We start from the raw sequence: 19,510 nt of genomic DNA on the forward strand, positions 1-19,510 counted from the left end.
GCTGCGGGTTGACGCCCTCACTCTCCGACCGCCCGGTGCGGCGGGCCAGGGTCGTGGCTTTCCTGGGTACGCCAGTACCAGGATCGGACCACGGCCGCCGTCTAGCCTGGAGGGATGGAGAACACGGTGGGGGACTTCCTGCGTTCGCGGCGCGGCCGGATCCAGCCCGAGGAGGTCGGACTGCCCGCGTACGGGCGCCGGCGCGTGCAGGGCCTGCGGCGCGAGGAGGTGGCCCAGCTGGCGGGTGTCAGCGTGGACTACTACATCCGCCTGGAGCAGGGCCGGGGCGCCTCCGCCTCGGACGCGGTGCTGGACGCGGTGGCCCGGGTCCTGCGGCTGGACGAGGTCGAGCAGGCCCATCTGCGCGACCTGGTCCGTCCCGCTCACCCGGCGCGGCCCGCCGGGCGGGGAGGGCAGGTCAGGCCCGGGATCCAGCTGCTGCTGGACATGATGGGCGCGGTGCCGGCCTTCGTGCTGGGCCGGCGGATGGACGTGCTGGCCTGGAACGCCCTCGGTGACGCCCTGCTGGGCTTCTCCGCCCAGCCGCCGGAGCAGCGCAACGCCGCCCGGTCCGTCTTCCTTGACCCCGCCGCCCGGGAGTTCTACACGCAGTGGGAGGCCGTCGCCGCCGAGACGGTCGCCTATCTGCGGCTGGACGCCGGACGGCACCCGGAGGACCGCCGCCTCGGCGCGCTGGTCGGCGAACTCTCCGTCCGGAGCGAGGAGTTCCGCCGGCTCTGGGCCGACCACCAGGTCAAGGAGAAGACCCACGGCAGCAAGCTGATCCGGCACCCGGTGGTGGGCGACCTGACCTTCGGGTACGAGTCGCTCACCCCTGCGGGCGCTGCCGAGCAGCGGATCGTCACCTTCACCACCCCGGCCGGCTCGCCGACCGCGCAGAAGCTCGCCCTGCTGGCCAGCTGGTCGGCGGGCGAGGCCGTCGGGGCGCCCCGCGACACCCGGCTCGGCGGCTGAGGGTCTTCGCCCGCCCGCCCCGGCGCGGTTACCGTCCGTCGGGGCGCGGCGTGGCTACCCTGCGGACATGAGTGCGTGCGAGGACCTTGCGGAGGCACCCCGGGACATCGCGGCGCTGCCGCCCACCGACGGCTGCGCGGACTGTCTGGCGGCGGGGCGGCGGGACTGGGTGCACCTACGGGTCTGCCTGGACTGCGGCCACATCGGCTGCTGCGACAACTCGCCGCAGCGGCACGCCACCGCCCACTTCCACAACAGCTCCCACCCGGTGATCCGCTCCTACGAGCCGGGCGAGGAGTGGCGCTGGTGCTACGTCCACGAGGCGATGGACTGAGCCGCCCGCGCCCGAGCGCCCGGCACTGACGACCGGCACCGATGTCCGCCAAGCCAAAATGTGTACATCGGATAAAATCCGGACATAGAGCCCGTACGGCCCCCTCGTCCCGCGTCCGTGGGGCGGGCGCCGTGCGAAGGGAGGTCGACGATGACCGAGCAATCGCCGGGCAGGATGAGCAAGCTCCAACGCGGCACCCAGGAACTCCTGGAACGCCGGCGGATGGCGGCGCCGCCCGGACGGACGGGCCCGATGCTGCACACCGGTACACCACCGTGGACGGCGGCCGGAGCGACCTTCGGTGACACGGCGTTCCGGCACGGCGGGCGCGACGTCGGTGCGGCTGCCGTGCAGTCCGCCCCCGCGATGCACGCCGAGCTCAAGGGTCATCGCCACCGCGGCGCGGAGAAGCACTCCGCCCACTGACACCGGTCGGGCCGTCCAGGGGTGGGAGCGGGCACCGCTCCCACCCCTGACCCGTGCCCGTCGCCGCCGCCCCGGGCAACCCGGGCCGGCGGCGACCCCCGAGGTGCGGCCGACCGCACCTCGGGGACATCCCCCAGGTGGATCCGGGACGGTTCGGGGATCGTCCCGGATGGCCCGCCGCGCAGGCTTCGCCAGGCTGGTCGACGGCAGCACAGCCGCCCGTCGACCCGCAGGAGCATCCCCGTGAACACGCCTTCGTACCGCGCCCGTTGGAGCACCCTGGCCGCCTCGGGCGCGCTGCTCGTCGCGCTCACCGCCGGCCTGGCCGCGCCCGCCCTCGCGGCACCGGCGTCCTCGGCCGCCACCGCCGGGCCGGCCGACGGCCGGCTGGACCGGGCGGCGCTCGCCCGGACCATCGCGGGCGTGCCCGACGACGAGGTCACCGGCGCGCTCGTCCGGGTCGGCGGCCGGGACGGGCAGTGGTCCGGCACGGCGGGGGCGGACGTCCCGGCCGACGGGCGGTTCCGGATCGGCAGCATCTCCAAGGTCTTCACCGCCACCGTGGTGCTCCAGCTCGCCGCCGAGCGCCGGATCGACCTGGCCGCCACCGTCCAGCACTACCTGCCCGGCCTGCTGCCGGCCGACTACCCGCCGGTGACGGTCGGTCAGCTGCTCGACCACACCAGCGGCCTGCCCGGCGGCTCCGGCCTCACCTCGGGGGACGGCTCCACGCAGTGGTTCGCCGATCACCGCGCCGACAGCTGGACCCCCGCCGAGGTGGTCGCCTCCGCCGTCACCCAGCCGATGGCCTTCGCGCCCGGCAGCGCCCAGCAGTACAACGGCATCAACACCTTCGTCGCCGGGATGCTGGTCGAGAAGGTCACCGGGCACTCCTTCGCCCAGGCCGTGCAGGCCCGGATCGCCCGCCCGCTCGGGCTGCGCGACACCTACGTCCCGGCCGCCGGTGAGACCTCGCTGCCGGGCCCGCACGCCCACGGCTACCTCACCGTGCCCGGCCCCGACGGCGAGGGCGTCCTGGTCGACGTCACCGAGCAGAGCGCCTGGCCCTGGGCCGAGGGCGGCATGATCTCCTCCGCCGCCGACCTCGACCGGTTCCTGACCGCGCTGTTCCGGGGCCGGCTGCTGCCGCCCGCCCAGCAGGCCGAGCTGTTCACCGTCCCCGACGTGCCCAACGACCACAACAAGAACTGCGAGGTCGGCCCCACGGCGGGCCACGCCTGCTTCAGCATGGGCCTGATGAGCGTCACCCTGCCGGACGGCACCCGGGTGTGGGGCAAGACCGGCAGCCGGCCCGGCTTCACCAGCGGGATGTTCGCCACCCGCGACCTGAGCCGCCACGTGGTCTACTCGCTCAACCCGACCACCCTGGACGGCCGTGAGTTCCCCTACGTCTGGGGCATCGTGACCACGGCCTTCGGCTCCGGTCAGGCCTACTGACCGGTCGGGGGCCGTCGGCCGGGGGCAGGCGGACGCCCCGGGGGCCGCCGGGCGCTCCGGCCGCCCGCCCCGCGCGCGTGGCAGAGTTGGGGCGTACGGCCCGGCCCGAGCCCCCAGAAGGAGACCCCATGTCGGACGGCCAGACGGACGACCACCTGCTCAGCCGCGACGCCTGGCTCGCCTCGCTGCCGCGTGCGTACGCGGCCGCCGGGTGCCTGCTGCAGGACGAGGACGGCAGGGTGCTCATCGTGAAGGCCGGCTACCGCGAGCACTGGCAGTTCCCGGGCGGGACGATCGACCTGGGTGAGGGGCCGGACGCGTGCGCCGCACGCGAACTGGAGGAGGAGACCGGCATCGTCCGGGCGGCCGGCGAGCTGCTGGCCGTCTCCTGGACCCACCCCTCGGCCGAACTCGACCACCCCGCCGCGCACTTCCTCTTCGACCTCGGCACGGTGGCGAACGGAACCCCGGTCACCGTCCCGGCGGGCGAACTGGACGACCACCGCTGGGCACCCGTCCCCGAGGCGCTCGAACTCCTCGGCCCGGCACGGTCGCTGCGTCTGGCCGCCGGGCTCGAAGCGCGGGCGGACGGCCGGGTGCGGATCGTCACCAGCCCGGTCTCCGGATTCTGAACGCTTCGGGCCGGGGTTGCGGCCGGGCCCCGGCGGGCGGGGGTCGGCGGCCGTCCTGACCCGGCCTGCCGCCGGACCGGACCGGACCGGTGGGGCCGCCCGGAGCGGCCCGCCCGCCGGCCTTGGACGCACTGAGCGCGCCCGCCGACGCGAGGTCGGCGGGCGCGCTCAGTGGTGGGCCGGGCGGGACGGTGGTCCCGCGTCGACCACGGGTGCGACTAGAGGACGCCGGAGTCGGCGATGGTGACCTTGGCACCGCCCTTGAGGGCACCGCTGCCCGAACCGAGCTTCTCGATCGCGGTGACCACGGCGAGGCTCTCGTCGTCGGCGACCTCGCCGAAGACGACGTGCTTGCCGTCGAGCCAGGGGGTCGCGACGGTGGTGATGAAGAACTGCGAGCCGTTGGTGTTCCGGCCCGCGTTGGCCATCGAGAGCAGGCCCGGCTTGGTGTGCTTGAGCTGGAAGTTCTCGTCGGCGAACTTCTCGCCGTAGATGCTCTTGCCGCCGGTGCCGTCACCGCGGGTGAAGTCACCGCCCTGGAGCATGAACTCGGGGATGACCCGGTGGAAGGACGAGCCCTTGTAGCCGAAACCCTTCTCGCCGGTGGCCAGCGCGCGGAAGTTCTCCACGGTCTTGGGGGCGACCTCGTCGAACAGGTTGAAGGCGATCCGCCCCGCGGGCTCGCCGTTGATGGTGATGTCGAAATAGGCCTTGATCGTCATAAGACCATTCTGGCACTCCCCGGCGGCCCCGGCAGACCCGCCCGGGCCGGCGGCGCGGCGGACGTGGCCGGAGGGCCCTCGCGACAGCTCGTTCATATATTCGAATCGATGGCGCCATCAGGGTCGGCCCGGAGCGCGGGAGGCCGGGCGGACCTGCGTCGACGCCCGAACTGATGCATCGTCAACTGCCTTGGCGGAGGCGTTGAGCGGCTGGCCGCCGGAGGTGGCATCCGGGGGCCGGTCCATCGGGCGATCGGCGGTCCGGCTGTTTTCTTCGGCGGATCACTCCCCGGGGCGCCGCACACCGAGTGGCCGCCACCGGACGAGGCCGCGCCCGCCCCCGGGCAAGCGGCGCCCGCCCGAGGAGAGGCCCCGCACGTGCGCACGTCCCGCCCGGGACCGGTCGTCGGGCGGGGAACGCCGCAGGTGCGGGAAGAACCGGGAAGTCCCCTGCCGGGAAAGGAAGATGGCCGGGGTTTCCGGGCCGTAACCACTTCGCGCGCGCGGCCGTTGTTGGACGGTGAGGGCGTCGCCGGGCAGCCGGCCGGGCCCCGTCCGTCCCGAGAGCCAGGAGCCTGCCAGTGAAACGCGCCACCGCGACCGGACGCCCGGGGCCAGGGTGCCCGTCGGCCGGGTTCCAGCCCCCGGGCCGCCGTCGGACCGCGCTCCTGCCGTACCCCCCGGTGCCGCACCGGCCCCCGCCGCAGCGCCCGCCGCTGCGGCGCGATCCGTCCCGGCCGACCCCGGGCGGCCGGCGGCGCGGTCGCACCTGCCGGACGGTGGGCTGATCCGTCCCGGGCGGCCCGTCCGGGACGCCGCCGGGACGCCGCCGGTGCTCGGCGGCCCGGTGTGTCAGAGGCCCAGCTTGAAGCCGTCGTGGCTGCGGACGAACCCGAGCGAGGTGTAGAACCGGTGGGCCCCGGTACGGCGCTTGTCGCTGGTCAGCTGGACGAGCGTGCAGCCCCGGTCGGCGGCCCGCCCGACGGCGCCGGTGAGCAGCTCCCGGCCGAGCCCCGCGCCGCGCCGGTCGGCCCGGACCCGGACCCCCTCGATCAGGGCCCGTTCCTGCCCGTGCCGCCCCAGGCCGGGGATGTACGTGATCTGGAGGTAGCCGAGCACGGTGCCGTCGCCCTCGTCGAGGACGAGCATCTCGTTGCGGGCGTCACCGTCCAGGGCCTCGAAGGCGCGGGCGTACGCGTCGTCGACCCGGACGGCGGCCGGATCGGCCACGCCCTCCTCGTCGGTCAGCAGGGCGATGATGGCGGGGAGGTCCGGGCGGCCGGCGGGTCGGAGGATCATGTGCCGATCATCCCGGAGCGGGTCAACCAGTCGGCGCGTCCAGCAGGCGCCGGCGCACGGCCGTCAGCTCGGCCGGATCGACCCCGGCGGCCAGCAGGAGGGCGGCCGGGTCGAAGCCGTCCAGGGCCGCGTGCAGGGCCTGCTCGGCGGTGGTGCCCGCGCGCGCCAGGGCGCCGGCGATCACGGCGCTCTCGTCGGGCCGGCCGAGCAGGCCCCACAGCGGGCGGAGGTTGGCCTCGCTCAGCCGGTAGTCCGCGACGATCTCGTCGGGTTCGACCCCGGCGAGGGCGAGCAGCAGCAGGGCGGCGAGCCCGGTGCGGTCGCGGCCGGCTCCGCAGTGCACGACCACCGCGCCGGGCCGGGCGGCGGCGAGGGAGCGGATCAGGGCCGCTCCGGCCTGCGGGCACTCGTCGAGGTAGGGGCGCAGCGAGAGCGGGGTGCCGTCGAGATCCCCCCAGCGCTGCCACCAGGCGGCTCCGGCCAGCTGGTCGAGCGGGATCCGGATCAGCGCGACGTCCTGCGGGAGGGGCAGCAGTGGCTTGTGGTCCGCCGCGTCGCGCAGGTCGATCACGGTGCGCACACCGTGGGCGAGGAGGGCGTCCCAGCCCTCGGCGGTGAGCCGGTCGAGATTGTCGGCGCGTACCACCGCGCCGTGCCGGGTGCGGCGGCCGTCGGTGGTGCGCAGACCGCCGAGGTCGCGGACGTTGAGGCAGCCATCCCAGGTCAGGGTGCGTTCAGCGGTCCGCGCGTCGGTCTCTGTCATCGGTTCCCCCCGTGGCCGGCGGGGGCGGTGTGCCCCCGGTGATGAAGACTCCCGGAGCGCTCCGGTGGTTCCGGATCAGACGCTCGCCGGCGTTGCGCCGTGCCCGGCGGCCTCGGCGCGCACCAGCTTCTCCATCGGGTCGGCGGCGGCCCGGCCGAGCAGGGCGCCGGCGGCGATCGCGGTGATCAGGAGGACGGTCGACAGCCAGGCCATCGTGGCCACGGGCAGGGTGAAGGCGCCGACCACCCGGGCCGTGCACTCGGCGAGGAAGGCCAGGCCCCAGACGGTCGAGAAGGTCCGCTCGTACCGGCGGAACGCCCGCGAGCCGCCCGCCCGGCCGCCCGCCAGCCGCTCCCAGGCGGCGGCCCGCAGGGGCTCGCCCCTGGTCAGGAACGGCATCAGCACCCCCGACATCAGCGGCCGGCCGAGCACCGCCGACCCCAGCACGGCCAGCCCGACGGCACCGCTCAGCAAGCCGTCCTTGGCGATCATCAGCCGGGCGTCGCCGGTGAGGCCGGCCAGGGCCAGGCCGACCAGGTTCATCGCCAGCATCAGCGCCGCCCAGGTGTTGACCCGGCGCTCCCTGGCGAGCCCGAGCACCGTGCGCGCGGCGGGGAGGAGACTGGCCAGCCCGAGCGCGGCGACCTCGCCCAGGCCCAGCGCCGAGTGCAGCAGGAAGTAGCCGGCCAGCGGGGCGGCGACGTCGACGGCGAGCGGGGCGAACGCGGAGCCCGGGCGGGCGGCCGGGGCGGTGGCGGGGGCGGTGGCGGGGGAGGAGGCGGTGACGGCGCTCATGGTGGCGTCCTTCGCTGGAAGCGCCGGGCCGGTGCCCCGCGTCGTGCCTCCAGTCTGGCGAGCTGACCATGGCTCAGGGCAGTGTCATCCGTTGCGCCTTCGCCATGACGGCTGTCACGGTCCGGGCGGTGACACGCCCGGCGCCGGGCCCGGCCGCGGCTCGAAGAGCCACAGTTCGCGGCCGAGCGTGTCCTGGCAGCGGACCGCGCGGAACCGCTCGTCACCGGCGGACAGGAACCCGTCCGCGACACCGCCGAGCACCTGGCGGGCCATCCGGTCGGCCCGCGTCCAGGCGCCCGTCAGGACCAGTTCCTTGTCGGCCAGCTCGGCGCGCTGGACCCGGGCGACCGACGCGGTCAGCAGGACGGCGTTGACGCCCTCCAGGCCCTCCCGGGAGAGGTACGTCTCACCGCCGTCCGACCCGGCCGGGTCGACCCGGCGCAGCAGCTCGGGCAGCGCGTAGTGCCGGACGGCGGCGATCGAGTCCTCCACCGCCACCGCCCAGCGCGGGCCGGGGAGCAGCTCCCACCAGACGTCGTCCCCGACCGGCAGCAGTTCGCCGATCCGGGCGCGCCAGGTCTCGATGCCGTACACCGCGCGGGGGTCGGGTCGCGGTCCGGGGAAGGCGGCGGCGGCCCAGTCCTCCTTGTGCACCAGGCTCAGGTCGAGGGTGTAGCGCAGCCGGCCGGGGGAGTCCTGCCGGACGACGCCGATCAGGGCCCAGTAGGTGTCGTCCGGCAGGCTGAAGGTGTGGCGCCACCCGGAGAGCCCCAGGGCGCGCAGGCCGGGCGCGAACCGGTCGCGCATGGCCTCCGTGTAGAGCTGCTGGTGGGGTGTCGTCATCACGTCTTCCCGGGTCGGCGGGGCATGCGGGGGCGCACGCGGGCACGGGAGGCGTGGGCGGTGCGCGGCCGGGCGGCGGACCCTCGGAGGTGAAGCAGTCGTGGAGGTCCGGTGTTTTTTCCGGTCATTCACCACCGTAGGCGCGGTGACGGCACCGGATCCGCGGGCGAACGGCAGCCGCTGCGGGGACCTTCGGCCCGGCCGCCGGGGGGCTTCGGCCCGGCGTTCGTGACACGGCGTTCACGGCCCGCCCCTCCTGGCCGGAACCGGCATGCCGCATGATGGGGCGAGTGCACAGTCCAGAACGTCCCGGCGCGGCCCCCGACGGCGCCGTCGGCCCCGCCGGCCTCGTACGACAGCGCCGGCGCCCACCGGCCGTCCCCGCCACGGAGCGCCGTGGGGCGACCCCCGGGAACCTCCCCGCGGAGCTCCCGGAGGAGCGCCCGGCGGATCTCACGGCTGCCGTGCTGGCCGCACAGGCCGGTGACGAGGAGGCGTTCCGCCGGCTCTTCCGCGCGGTGCAGCCCGGCCTGCTGCGCTATCTGCGGGTGCTGGTCGGTGGCCGGCCCGGCGACACCCAGGACGCCGAGGACATCGCCTCGGAGGCCTGGCTGCAGATAGCCCGCGACCTGCACACCTTCTCCGGCGACGCGGACGGCTTCCGGGGCTGGGCGGCCACCGTCGCCCGCAACCGCGCACTGGACCACCTCCGCAGCAGGAAGCGGCGTCCCACCGCGGACCTGCCGCTGGAGTTCCTCGCCGAACTCGCCGCCGGCGACGACCCGGCGGGCAGCGCGCTCGCGGCCGAGGGCACCGCCGACGCGCTCGCCCTGATCTCCCGGCTACCGCGCGACCAGGCCGAGGCCGTCCTGCTGCGGGTCGTCCTGCAGCTGGACGCCGAGAGCGCCGCCCGGGTGCTGGGCAAGCGCGCCGGGACGGTGCGGATGGCGGCGCACCGGGGGCTGCGGGCGCTGGCCCGGCTGCTGGAGCAGAGCGGCGCGGCCGAGGCCGGGATACCCCGGCGGGAGCCCGGAAAAAGAAAATCCCCCCAGGGTGTGACGGAACCCAGGACCGCGACGCTGAAGGACATGAGATGAGCACCAACCGATCCCGTCGGATCGACCGCGACACCGCCGAGCAGCTGCTCGGCGGTGCGGCGGCCGGTACGCCGGGCGGCCGGGCGCCCCTCACCGGACAGGACGGCACGCCCGGGCGGCAATCGCTCGCCCGGCTGCTGGCCGCCGCGGCTGCCCCCGAAGCCGCGGCCGGCGACCTGCCCGGCGAGGAGGCGGCCCTGGCCGCGTTCCGGGCGGCTGCCCGTCCCGCCACTGTGACCGACCCTGCCCCTGTCCGCGGTCCGCTGACCGCCGCACCACCCCGGAGACGATCGATGGCTACCGCCGGCCTGGCCAGGGCCTTCAGCGCGAAGGCAGCAGCCGTCGCGCTGCTGGCCACCGCGCTGGGCGGGGTCGCGGTCGCGGCCGGCACCGGGAACCTGCCGGCCGCGCTGGGCGGCGGTCCCGGCCCCTCCACGCGGGTCGCCGCACCCGTCACCCAGGCCACGGCGTCGGACCGGGCGCCCGCCGCGGGCTCCGGCACGCCGGGCGCGGTGACGAGGTCGCAGGCGCCCGGCACGACGCCCGGCGCCGGACGGGCCTCCGGCGCGCCCGGTGCCCCCGCCTCCGGAGTGCCGTCGCCGGACGCCACGCCGGACGGCCGCGGGGTACCGGGCGTGAACGGTGCCGGCGGCGGGAGCACGGGCGCCGACCCGAGCCGGTCGGCGGCCGCCACCACGTCCGTGCTGCTCACGCTCTGCCAGGGCCTGGCCGAGGGCCAGGGCAAGGACGCCGCACTGCGCTCGCTGAGCGCCGACCCGCGGTTCGCGCCGCTGGTCAAGGCGGCCGGCGGCCAGGAGAAGGTGACCGCCTTCTGCGCGGCGATCGTCGCCGGCACGGCCGGCAGCGCCCGCGGCACCGACCCCGCTCCCGCCACCCCCACGGCCGGCACCGGCCAGCGGGGCGGCCAGCCCGGCGCGACCGCTCCGGCGGCCGCCGACCCGGACCGGACGGCGCGGCTGAGTATGCTGCCCGCCGCGTCCGACGACACCTCCGCCCGGAGGTAACCCCGATCCCCGGACGGGCGGTGGGTGAATCCCCCCGGACCCACCGCCTGTCCGGCCCCCTCCCGACCGACCCGCCCGCCTCGACGGGTGGACGGCTATCGTGCACAGGTGCGCGAGGCTGCCGGGACCCCTGGCCGCCGACGGTGAGGGGAGCGGTTCCAGGTGATCGGACGGGCGCTGAACGGGCGTTACGAGCTCGTGGAGATACTCGGCGTCGGAGGCATGGCCACCGTCTGGCGCGGCCTCGACCGCGTGCTGGGCCGTCAGGTCGCCGTCAAGGTGCTCAACGGCGGCCTCGCCGACGACCCGCGCTTCGCCGAGCGCTTCGGCCGGGAGGCGCAGCACGCCGCGATGCTGGCCCACCCGCGGATCGCCATGGTCTTCGACTCGGGGGTCGACCAGGGCTCGCCGTACATCGTCATGGAGCTGGTGCACGGCCGGTCGCTGAGCACCCTGCTGGCCGAGCAGCCGGGCCTGTCGGTGGAGCACGCGGTGGGCATCGGCGCGGCGGTCTGCGAGGCACTGCAGGTGGCGCACGCGGCCGGACTGGTGCACCGGGACATCAAGCCCGGCAACATCATGATCACGTACGACGGCGGGGTGAAGGTCGTCGACTTCGGCATCGCCCGCGCCGGGTCCTCCGGCGCCGGTCTGACCCAGGCCGCCACCGTCCTCGGCACCGCCGCCTACCTCTCGCCCGAGCAGGCCACCGCGAGCGAGGTGGACGGGCGCTCCGACCTCTACGCGGTCGGCTGCGTGCTGACGGAGATGCTCACCGGGCAGCCGCCGTTCACCGCCGCCACCCCGGTGGCGATCGCCTTCAAGCACGTCACCGAGCAACCGCCCGCGCTCCGTGCACTGCGCGCCGACGTGCCGCCGGCGCTGGAGGCGGCGGTCGGGCGCCTGCTCGCCAAGAACCCCGCCGAGCGGCCGCCGGACGCCGCGTCGGCCCGCGCCGAACTCCTCGCCACCGTCCCGGCCCGGCCGGGCGCCGACCGGACGTCCGAACTGCTCGCCGCGGCGCCGCCGGCCTTCCCCGCCACGTCGGCCGTCCCGGCCACGTCCGCCGGCCCGGCCGCGGGCGACCAGCAGCACACGACCCTGCTGCCGCCCGTCGCCGCCGGCGGGCACCAGGGCGGGCCCGCCACCACGCTGATGCCGCCCGTCCCCGCCGGGGCGGGCGCGCCGTACGAGGACGGGCGCCCGGACCGGTACGACGGGCCGGGCCCGCACGCTCCGGGGCGGCCGGGCAGGCTCAAGCCGGTGCTCATCGGCGCCGTGCTGGTGGCCGCGCTGGCGGGCGCCGCGACGCTGGCCGTCAGCGCCCTCGGCAGCCCGGACACCCGGGCCGCGTCGCCGGGCCACCTCAGCACCGCGTCCGCCGCCCCGGCGACCGGCCCGAGCGGCTCACCCTCGGCCGTCCGGACGATCCCCCCGACCACGGGCGCGCCCACGCCGGCGCGCAGCCAGGGGCCGGCCGACGTGCTCACCGCGTTCCGCCAGACCGTCGCGCAGGCCAAGATGCCCAAGGACCACGACCGGCAGGGCGACCTCCTGGTGTCGCTGGACGACGCCGCGCAGGCCCTGGCCGACGGCCGGCCGGCCGGCGCCGAGCAGGAGCTGAAGAACTCCCAGCGGATGGTGCGCGACCTCGTCAAGAGGCACGCCGTGGACGCCGCGACCGGCCAGAACTGGCAGGGCCGGCTCACGGCGCTGATCACCTCGATCCACGGCTCGGCCCCCAGCGCCGGCGGGGGCGGCAACGACGGCAACGACTGAGCCGGGCCGGTCACGGCCCGGGGCGGGGCGGCCGCTCCGGATCCTCGCCGCCGTCGTCGTCCTGTTCCTGTTCCTGAGCCTGCTCGGGGTTCGGCTCCCCGCGCGGACCGCCGCGCAGACGGCCTTCGCGGGCCCTGGTGCCGAGCTGGCGGCGCAGACTGCTGCTGAGGGTGCCGGCCGCGGTGGCCAGGAAGACGAAGTTGTAGAAGATCTGGAGCACCACCAGCAGGCGCGCGACCTGTCCGGCCGGGGTGATGTCGCCGTACCCGACGGTCGACATGGTGACGACGGTGAAGTAGAGCGAGTCCAGCCGCGTGTTCAGCCCGGCGAACTCCTGCGTCCCGTGGCCCAGCCCGTAGTAGGTCGCGGCGAAGACGATCAGCGCGAGCCCGATCAGGAAGACCAGCCCCAGACCCGGTCTGCCGCCGGCCCCCGTGAGCACCTGCCACATCTTGCGCAGCAGCAGCACCGTCAGCAGGGTGAGTGCCAGGCAGAAGAGGGTCCAGCTGAGCACCGGCCGCTCGGTGCCGAGACGGTCCAGCGGCAGGGTGAAGTAGCAGACCAGCAGGATGGGGAGGCCGACGAGCAGGAGGATCCAGTCGCGGACGGCGCTGGAGCGCAGCTGCTTCAAGGGCACCATCCTGCTGGCGGGGCGGGCTCGGCTCCGGGCCGTGCCGGGCAGCGGGCACGGTCCCCGTCAGCCTGACGCCGTGCGGGCGCCAACGCGCGCCGGGCTGCTCCGTCCGGGTGCCCGTCGTGCGGGGCTCCGTCGCCCTGGGCGCCGTCCGGGACGCGCCGTTCCGGGCGGGCGCGGCCAGGAGCCGCCGGGTCATGCCCCGGTGGGGGCCCCGGCCGGTACCCCGGCGGTGAACACCCGCGCGGAGGCGTTCTCGTGCGCCAGCCGGCGCAGCGCGGTGAGCAGGGCCTCGCCGAGCACGGTGCCCAGCACCAGGCCCTCGACCTGACTGTCCGGGTCGGGACGGCGGCCGACGGCGGCCACCTCCGCGGCGGCGAGCCTCTCGACCGCGTCCGCGTAGGCGTCGATCAGCCCGAGCATGTCGTCCTGGCCCAGGTCGCGGTAGGTGAGCACGACCTGGGTCAGCGCGTCCCTGGCCGGCCCGTCGGCCTCGACCAGCCAGCCGCGGTCGGCGATCAGCCGGTCGGTGAGCCCCCGGGCCTCCAGCAGGGCCGTCGAGTCGGGGTCACCGGCCGCGATCGGGGTGATGGCGTGCTGGGCGGCGCCGAGCACGTCGTGCAGCGCGGCGCCGGGGGCGTCGATGGAGTCGAGCACCGTGCGGGCGGCGGCGACGGAGAGCTTCCCGACCTCCAGCAGCGCGCGGACCAGCTTGAGCCGGCGTACGTGGGCGTCGCCGTACTGGGCCTGGTTCGGGCTGGTGAGTTCGCCCGGCGGCAGCAGTCCCTCACGCAGGTAGTACTTGATGGTCGGCACCGGGACGCCCGTCCGGGTGCTCAGCTCTCCGACGCGCATCGGCTCTCCTTCTCCGGGGCGGTACGGATAGCCTATCTCTCCACTTTCCGTCCGGAGGAGGCCCTGCGGCGGCCCGGCGACGTCCCTCCGGGGGCCTGCGGCGGAGCGGACCGGCCGACGGTCCGGTCCGCCGCAGGGGGGCTAACCGGCGGCGGGGCGCAGCCGTGCGGGCAGCGAGAGGTGGCCGTTGGAGATGAACGACTCCACCGGGCGCAGGCCCTCGGCCGGCTCGGCGAGTGCGAGGTCGGGGAAGCGCTCGAACAGCCCGGGCAGGGCGATGGCCGCCTCCATCCGGGCCAGCGGCGCGCCGAGGCAGAAGTGCACGCCGTGGCCGAACGCCAGGTGCTCCTTGCCGGTGCGGGTCACGTCGAAGACGTCCGCGTCCGCCCCGTGCACGGCGCGGTCGCGTCCGGCGGCCGCGTACGCGGCGATGATCGCGTCGCCCTTGCGGATCAGCACGTCCCCGGCCTTGATGTCCTCCACCGCGTAGCGCAGCGGCAGGTTGGCGACGGGGGAGCGCAGCCGCAGCGCCTCCTCGATGACGTCGTTCCAGGAGGCCCGGCCCGCCCGGACGTGCGCCAGCTGCTCGGGGTGGGTCAGCAGCAGGTGGATGGCGTTGTCGAGCAGGTTCACCGTGGTCTCGTGGCCCGCGCTGATCAGCAGCAGCAGGGTGTCCACCAGCTCGGTCTCGGTGAGCTGGGCGGCCCCTTCGGCGTCCGGGTCCTCGTCCCGGACGCTGAGCAGCACGCTGGTGAGGTCGTCACCCGGCTCCCTGCGCTTGAGCGCCACCAGGTCGGTCAGGATGCCGTACACCGCGACGACGTTGGCCTGGGCCTCCTCGGGCGTCGCGTTGGTGTTGAAGATGACGTCCACGCAGTGCCGCAGCGCCGCGTGCGAGGCCTCCGGGACGCCGAACAGCTCGCAGATGACCTGGATCGGGACGGGGTACGCGTACCCCTCGCGCAGGTCCACCGGCTCCCCGGCCGGGGCGGCGTCCAGCGCGTCCAGCAGGTCGGCGGTGATCCGCTCGATCCGGGGGCGCATCGCCTCGGTGCGGCGGGCGGTGAAGGCGGCGGCGACCAGCCGGCGCAGCCGCCGGTGGTCGGTGCCGTACGCGGTGAACATGTTCTCGACGGCGACCCACAGGTTCAGCGACCAGTCGGCCGGGATCTCACCGTTGATGTACGCCGGCCAGTGCTGCTTGGCGTCCTTGGAGACCCGGGGGTCGGTCAGCAGCTGCTTGACGAGCTCCTGGCTGCCTATCGACCACGCCACCACGCCGCCAGGGAGCTCCACCCGCGCCACCGGCCCGTCCCGGTGGACACGCTCGGCCTCGCCGTGGATGTCGCTGCCGGTCGGGTCGAGCGTGTAGGGGCAGGTAGCGGCGGATCCGTCTGCAGGGGCTGCCATGAGGTCTCTCCAGTGGTCTCGGCGGGACGTCCGGGGACGGCACCTGGATCGGTGCCGCGGGGATCGGTGCTCTGTGGAGCTGCATCGTGGGGAGCACTGCGTGGAGCGGTGGCGCGCGCACCGGCGCCCGGCGTTCCGCCGGCCGGTGCCCCGGCCACCGGGACGGCCGGGAAGCGCACCGGCAGCGCCGCCAGGGCCCGGTGGAAGGGCCCGGAACGCCAGGGCAGTTCGCCGACCGGCAGCGCCAGCTCCATGTCCGGCAGCCGGTCGAGCAGCTTCTCGACCGCGACCGTGGCGATCAGCCGGGCGGGCCCCTGCGCCGGGCAGGCGTGCGGACCGGCGCTCCAGGCCAGGTGGGCGCGGTTGCCGGCGCGGTGCTCGGCGGCCAGCGCGGGGTCGGTGTTGGCGGCGGAGAAGCTGATCACCACCGGATCGCCCGCCGGCAGTCGCACGCCGCCGAGATCGACGTCCCGGACCGGGAAGTGCACGGCGTAGTTGGCCATCGGCGGGTCGGCCCACAGCACCTCGTCGAGGGCGTCCTCGACCGGCAGGGACCCGCCGGCCAGGCTGCCCGCGAAGCGGTCGTCCGAGAGCAGCAGCCGCAGGCCGTTGGTGATCAGGTTGAGCTGCGGCTCGGTGCCGGCGCCCATCAGCAGGACGAGCTGGTGCACCATCTCCTCGTCGGTCAGCCGGGCCGAGTGGGCCATCAGCCAGGAGGTGATGTCGGGGCCGGGCCGGGCGCGCTTGTAGGCGACCAGCTCCAGCATGCACTCGGTGAGCTCCTGGTTGGCGCGCTCGGCGTCGATCCCGTCGAAGATCCCGATCAGCCCGGCGACCAGCCGGTCGCCGAACTCCGCCGGTGAGCCGAAGAGTTCGTTGAACACGAGTAGCGGAAGGGTGCGCGCGTAGTCGGCCACCAGGTCGGCCTCGCCGCGCTCGGCGAAGCGGTCGATCAGCTGGTCGGCGCTGCGCTCCACGTAGCCGCGCAACGCGACCGGATCGAGCCGCTCCAGGCTGTCGTCCACGGCGCCGCGCAGCCGGGCGTGCTCGGCGCCGTCCGTGAGCAGGCAGTTCGGCCGGTACTCCATCATCGGCCGCGCCGGGTTGTCGGGCGCGATCCGGCCGTTGTTCAGGTCGTTCCAGCGCCGGGAGTCCTTGGAGAAGGTCTCGGGCGTGCGCAGCACGTCCAGCGCGGCGGCGTACGAGGTCACCAGGCTCGCCCGGACGCCGGGGTAGAGCTCGACCGGCGCGGCCGGGCCGTACTGCCGCAGGTGCTGGTAGAACGCGGCCGGGTCGGCGGCGAACTCCTTGCCGTACATCGGGAATCCGCCCGGCGGCATCCCCTGCTGCGGGATCTCGGGCGAGCCGCCGCCGGCGTGTGCCGGGCAGCCCGGGGGCGGGACGGGGAGGGTCACGCTGGCTCCAGTTCGGTGGGGTTCTCGACACGCGCGTACAGGTACTCGACCAGCGTCACCAGGGCCCGGGTCGCGGAGGCGGTGTCCCGGGCGTCGCAGCCGACCAGGGGTGTCTCCGGCAGCAGGTCGAGCGCCTCGCGCAGCTCGGCCTCGGCGAACTCCGGTGCGCCGTCGAAGTGGTTGACGGCCACGGCGTAGGGCAGGCCGTGCTCCTCCAACAGGTCCATCACGGCGAAGGACTGCTCCAGCCGGCGGGTGTCGGTGAGCACCAGTGCGCCGAGCGCGCCGTAGGCCATGTCCTTCCAGAGCGGGGTGAAGCGCTGCTGTCCGGGTGCGCCGAACAGGTACAGCACCAGGCTCTCGCTGAGGGTCAGCCGGCCGAAGTCCAGGGCGACGGTGGTGGTGTCCTTGCCGTGCACCCCGGCCAGGTCGTCGACCAGCGCGCCGGCCTGGGTCATCCGCTCCTCGGTGCGCAGCGGCGGGATCTCGGAGAGGGTCCCGACGAAGGTGGTCTTGCCGACCGCGAAGTGGCCGACCACCAGGAGTTTCACGGCGGTGCGCACGGTCGGGGCGAGGTAGATGTCAGAGGCGGGCCCGGAGGCCATGCAGTACCTCCCGCAGAAGCTGGGATTCGGGGAGCGGGGTGCGCGGTACGGCAGCCCGGGTGATGATGTGGCCGCTGTCGACGAGGTCGCCGAGCAGCACCTTGGTGACGCTCACCGGCAGGTGCAGGTGGCCGGCCACCTCGGCCACCGACAGCGCGCCGAGCAGGCAGAGTTCGACGATCCGGCGGCGTTCCTGGCTGAGCCCGGCGAGTGGGCGGTCCGGCATCGCGCTGACGAGGGTGACCAGGTCGAAGGTGTTGCGGCTGGGGTGGGAGCGGCCGTCGGTCACCACGTACGGTCGGACCAGGCCCCGGCCGCCGCGCCCGGTGCTCACGCCCGGCTGCCGACGTCGTGCCGCGGCGGGCTGGTGAGTTCCTTGCCGAGCCGGTCGACCAGCTTCTGCATCCGGTAGCTGACCGCCTCCATGTCGACGCTCTCGCTCGCGGACACCGCGAGGTAGGCACCGGGCCCGGCGGCCACCAGGAACACGTAGCCGTCGGCGAACTCGATCAGGGTCTGCCGCCACGGGGTGCCCTCGCGGCCGGCGAAGCCGGCGGTGGAGCGGCTGATCGACTGCAGCCCGGAGAGTGCGGCGGCCTGGCGGTCGGCCTCGTCCCGGGAGATGCCGCGCGAGTGCGCGCGCAGGATGCCGTCCGCGGAGAGCAGGATGGCGTGGCGGGCCTCGGGCACCAGCAGGACGTCGTCGAGCATCCAGCCGAGCTCGTTGTTCAGGTGGCTGTTGAGCGGGCTGTTCATGCCTGCTGGGTCCCTTCGGGGTCGTTGGTGGCGGCGCGCCCCGCCCGGGTGCCGCGGGCGAAGGCGCCCATCCGGCTTGCGGTGTCCTCGGCGGAGCGTCCCCACGCGGCGTCCCAGTCGTCCTCGGCGCCGAGTTGCCGGGTGTCGGCCGGGTAGGGGCCGGCGGCCGTCGGGGCCGCGGTGGCGGGCTCGTCCGGCTGACCGGCGGCCGCGTGGCGGCGCCGGCGCTTCGGCAGACCGCCCGCGGTCTGGCCGAGGCCGGTCTGGCCGAGCGCGGTCCGGCCGAGCGGCCGGGGCGCCGGTGCGGCGTCCTCCGGTGCGGCGGGGGCGGCGGGGCGGACGGGCGAAGCCGGGGCGGTGGTGACGGCGCTCTCCGGCAGGGTGGCCGGCAGGGAGGCCGGTTCGGTGTCTGGCTCGGGCTGGGTGAGCAGGGCGCTCGGCAGGAACACCACCGCGCGCACGCCCCCGTACGGCGACCGGGTGTCGACGGAGACACTGAAGCCGTAGCGGGCGGCCAGCACGCCGATCACCGCGAAGCCGAACTGCGGCGGGTCGCCGAGCCGGGTCACGTCCACCGTCTGCTGTCCGGAGAGCAGTTGGGCGGCCCGCAGCACCTCGCGGCCCTCCATGCCGACCCCCGCGTCGTCGATCACGATGCAGGCGCCGTTGTGCGCGGGCTGGAGGTTCACCTCGACCGTGGTGTTGGGCTGCGAGTGCCGGGCGGCGTTGTCGAGCAGCTCGGCGACCGCGAGGACGACCGGCTCCACCGCGCGGCTCACCACCGCGAGGTCCAGCTGGGTGCGGATCTGCACCCGCCGGTAGTCGCGGATCCGGGACTTCGCGCCGCGGACCACGTCCGAGAGCGGTGAGACCCGGCGCTGACGACCCGGCCAGGAGCCGCAGAGCACGGCGATCGCCTGGGCGCGGCGGCCGAACTGCGAGTTGGCGTGGTCGATCTCCAGCAGATCCCGCAGGACGTCGGGATCGTCGTGCCGGTCCTGCATGTCCGAGATGGAGAGCTGCTGTTCGTTCGCCAGGCCCTGGAGCGAGCGGACGGCGCCCTTGAGCGCGGCCCTGGCGGACTGCTCGGCGCGGTCCCTGGCCAGGGCGGCAGCGCCGCCGAACTGCTCCAGCACGCTGTGCAGATGGTCGGCGAACTCCGTTCCGGCCAGGCGGTGGTCGGGGGGTTCGGCGATGCCGGCGTGCGGTTCGGCGGCGAGGGCCGGTGCCTGGAGCGAGGCCAGCCGCCTGGCCGCCTCGTCCCGCGCGTCCACGGACTCCTCAAGGAGGCTGATCCGCTCGCCGAGGGAGCCGCTGATCCGTCGTTGGCGGATCAGCAGGGCGGCGGCGACGAGAGCCCCGGCCGCCAGGCACCACGAGGCGGCGTCCGGTATGTGTGGGGTCATCAGATCCTCGTGGCGGATGGGAATCCGCCGATGGGTGACAGGCCTCGGTCATCCTAGACGGATGAGAGAGGCATTGTCAGAGAGTCATCTCGGATGGTGATCTGACGAACAGTTGAATGATGATAGGTCAATGTTGCTGCTGTAACGGGAATGTGGACGCTCGCCGCCGGACCCGGGCCGGGTCGACGGCGGCGGGTGTCCGTGGCCGCGCGCGACGGCGCTGGTCCGCTCCCGTCGGCGTCCGCCGTGCCGGTGTCGGCGCCCGGGCCGGGGCCGGTCCG

21 protein-coding genes are annotated in these 19,510 nt (G+C 75.2%); 8 read left to right on the plus strand and 13 right to left on the minus strand.

The window, feature by feature from the left end; translation table 11 throughout:
* The first annotated feature begins 114 nt into the window (after nucleotides 1-114).
* The 5 genes from OG823_RS19045 to OG823_RS19065 all read left to right on the plus strand — a co-directional run bounded on the left by OG823_RS19045 (nucleotide 115) and on the right by OG823_RS19065 (nucleotide 3,825).
* Nucleotides 115-975 carry a helix-turn-helix transcriptional regulator gene (locus OG823_RS19045; protein WP_371480792.1) on the plus strand — a complete coding sequence of 287 codons (861 nt, stop codon included), beginning with the start codon at nucleotides 115-117 and terminating at the stop codon, nucleotides 973-975.
* Between the two features lie 67 nt (nucleotides 976-1,042).
* A complete protein-coding gene (locus OG823_RS19050; protein WP_371480793.1) occupies nucleotides 1,043-1,309 on the plus strand; it encodes a UBP-type zinc finger domain-containing protein in 267 nt (88 codons plus the stop codon).
* A gap of 150 nt (nucleotides 1,310-1,459) precedes the next feature.
* Complete coding sequence (locus OG823_RS19055) at nucleotides 1,460-1,735, plus strand: hypothetical protein (RefSeq protein ID WP_371480794.1); 276 nt, start codon at nucleotides 1,460-1,462, stop codon at nucleotides 1,733-1,735.
* Nucleotides 1,736-1,978: 243 nt separating this feature from the next.
* Nucleotides 1,979-3,193 carry a serine hydrolase domain-containing protein gene (locus OG823_RS19060; protein ID WP_371480795.1) on the plus strand — a complete coding sequence of 405 codons (1,215 nt, stop codon included), beginning with the start codon at nucleotides 1,979-1,981 and terminating at the stop codon, nucleotides 3,191-3,193.
* A 128-nt stretch (nucleotides 3,194-3,321) separates the two neighbouring features.
* Nucleotides 3,322-3,825, plus strand: a complete 504-nt coding sequence (locus OG823_RS19065) for an NUDIX domain-containing protein (protein ID WP_371480796.1) — start codon at nucleotides 3,322-3,324, stop codon at nucleotides 3,823-3,825.
* A 218-nt stretch (nucleotides 3,826-4,043) separates the two neighbouring features.
* On the opposite strand, the gene OG823_RS19070 is transcribed toward OG823_RS19065, so the two are convergent.
* From OG823_RS19070 to OG823_RS19090, 5 genes are all read right to left on the minus strand, one after another.
* Nucleotides 4,044-4,547: a peptidylprolyl isomerase gene (locus tag OG823_RS19070; RefSeq protein ID WP_371480797.1), complete on the minus strand. Its 504-nt coding sequence runs from the start codon at nucleotides 4,545-4,547 to the stop codon at nucleotides 4,044-4,046.
* 852 nt (nucleotides 4,548-5,399) lie between these two features.
* Nucleotides 5,400-5,846 (minus strand): N-acetyltransferase family protein, encoded by a 447-nt coding sequence (locus OG823_RS19075; RefSeq protein ID WP_371480798.1) that lies wholly within the window; start codon nucleotides 5,844-5,846, stop codon nucleotides 5,400-5,402.
* Between the two features lie 22 nt (nucleotides 5,847-5,868).
* Nucleotides 5,869-6,609 (minus strand): tyrosine-protein phosphatase, encoded by a 741-nt coding sequence (locus OG823_RS19080; RefSeq protein ID WP_371480799.1) that lies wholly within the window; start codon nucleotides 6,607-6,609, stop codon nucleotides 5,869-5,871.
* Nucleotides 6,610-6,684: 75 nt separating this feature from the next.
* On the minus strand, nucleotides 6,685-7,404 hold the full coding sequence (locus tag OG823_RS19085) for a VC0807 family protein (RefSeq protein ID WP_371480800.1): 720 nt from the start codon (nucleotides 7,402-7,404) through the stop codon (nucleotides 6,685-6,687).
* 114 nt (nucleotides 7,405-7,518) lie between these two features.
* Complete coding sequence (locus OG823_RS19090; protein WP_371480801.1) at nucleotides 7,519-8,247, minus strand: hypothetical protein; 729 nt, start codon at nucleotides 8,245-8,247, stop codon at nucleotides 7,519-7,521.
* Nucleotides 8,248-8,528: 281 nt separating this feature from the next.
* Here OG823_RS19090 and OG823_RS19095 point away from each other — a divergent pair, with 281 nt between their 5' ends.
* From OG823_RS19095 to OG823_RS19105, 3 genes are all read left to right on the plus strand, one after another.
* Nucleotides 8,529-9,344, plus strand: a complete 816-nt coding sequence (locus tag OG823_RS19095; RefSeq protein WP_371484532.1) for an RNA polymerase sigma factor — start codon at nucleotides 8,529-8,531, stop codon at nucleotides 9,342-9,344.
* Nucleotides 9,341-10,369 carry a hypothetical protein gene (locus OG823_RS19100; RefSeq protein WP_371480802.1) on the plus strand — a complete coding sequence of 343 codons (1,029 nt, stop codon included), beginning with the start codon at nucleotides 9,341-9,343 and terminating at the stop codon, nucleotides 10,367-10,369. The genes OG823_RS19095 and OG823_RS19100 overlap by 4 nt, the downstream gene beginning before the upstream one ends.
* A gap of 198 nt (nucleotides 10,370-10,567) precedes the next feature.
* Nucleotides 10,568-12,148: a protein kinase gene (locus OG823_RS19105; protein ID WP_371484533.1), complete on the plus strand. Its 1,581-nt coding sequence runs from the start codon at nucleotides 10,568-10,570 to the stop codon at nucleotides 12,146-12,148.
* A gap of 10 nt (nucleotides 12,149-12,158) precedes the next feature.
* On the opposite strand, the gene OG823_RS19110 is transcribed toward OG823_RS19105, so the two are convergent.
* From OG823_RS19110 to OG823_RS19145, 8 genes are all read right to left on the minus strand, one after another.
* Nucleotides 12,159-12,779, minus strand: coding sequence for a potassium channel family protein (locus tag OG823_RS19110; RefSeq protein ID WP_371480803.1), 621 nt, complete (start codon nucleotides 12,777-12,779; stop codon nucleotides 12,159-12,161).
* A gap of 198 nt (nucleotides 12,780-12,977) precedes the next feature.
* Entirely contained in the window at nucleotides 12,978-13,637 is a 660-nt protein-coding gene (locus OG823_RS19115; RefSeq protein ID WP_371480804.1) for a MerR family transcriptional regulator, read from the minus strand.
* A 141-nt stretch (nucleotides 13,638-13,778) separates the two neighbouring features.
* Entirely contained in the window at nucleotides 13,779-14,933 is a 1,155-nt protein-coding gene (locus tag OG823_RS19120; protein WP_371480805.1) for a cytochrome P450, read from the minus strand.
* On the minus strand, nucleotides 14,897-16,366 hold the full coding sequence (locus tag OG823_RS19125) for a cytochrome P450 (RefSeq protein ID WP_371484535.1): 1,470 nt from the start codon (nucleotides 16,364-16,366) through the stop codon (nucleotides 14,897-14,899). The genes OG823_RS19120 and OG823_RS19125 overlap by 37 nt, the downstream gene beginning before the upstream one ends.
* A 92-nt stretch (nucleotides 16,367-16,458) precedes the next feature.
* Nucleotides 16,459-17,067, minus strand: a complete 609-nt coding sequence (locus OG823_RS19130) for an ATP/GTP-binding protein (RefSeq protein WP_371480806.1) — start codon at nucleotides 17,065-17,067, stop codon at nucleotides 16,459-16,461.
* On the minus strand, nucleotides 17,045-17,401 hold the full coding sequence (locus OG823_RS19135; protein ID WP_371480807.1) for a DUF742 domain-containing protein: 357 nt from the start codon (nucleotides 17,399-17,401) through the stop codon (nucleotides 17,045-17,047). Before OG823_RS19135 ends, OG823_RS19130 begins: the two co-directional genes overlap by 23 nt.
* A complete protein-coding gene (locus tag OG823_RS19140) occupies nucleotides 17,398-17,823 on the minus strand; it encodes a roadblock/LC7 domain-containing protein (RefSeq protein ID WP_371480808.1) in 426 nt (141 codons plus the stop codon). The genes OG823_RS19135 and OG823_RS19140 overlap by 4 nt, the downstream gene beginning before the upstream one ends.
* Complete coding sequence (locus tag OG823_RS19145; RefSeq protein WP_371480809.1) at nucleotides 17,820-19,229, minus strand: ATP-binding protein; 1,410 nt, start codon at nucleotides 19,227-19,229, stop codon at nucleotides 17,820-17,822. Before OG823_RS19145 ends, OG823_RS19140 begins: the two co-directional genes overlap by 4 nt.
* Between the last annotated feature and the right edge of the window lie 281 nt (nucleotides 19,230-19,510).

The sequence above is a fragment of the Kitasatospora sp. NBC_00315 genome (genome assembly GCF_041435095.1).
In the GTDB taxonomy this organism is placed as follows: Bacteria; Actinomycetota; Actinomycetes; order Streptomycetales; family Streptomycetaceae; genus Kitasatospora.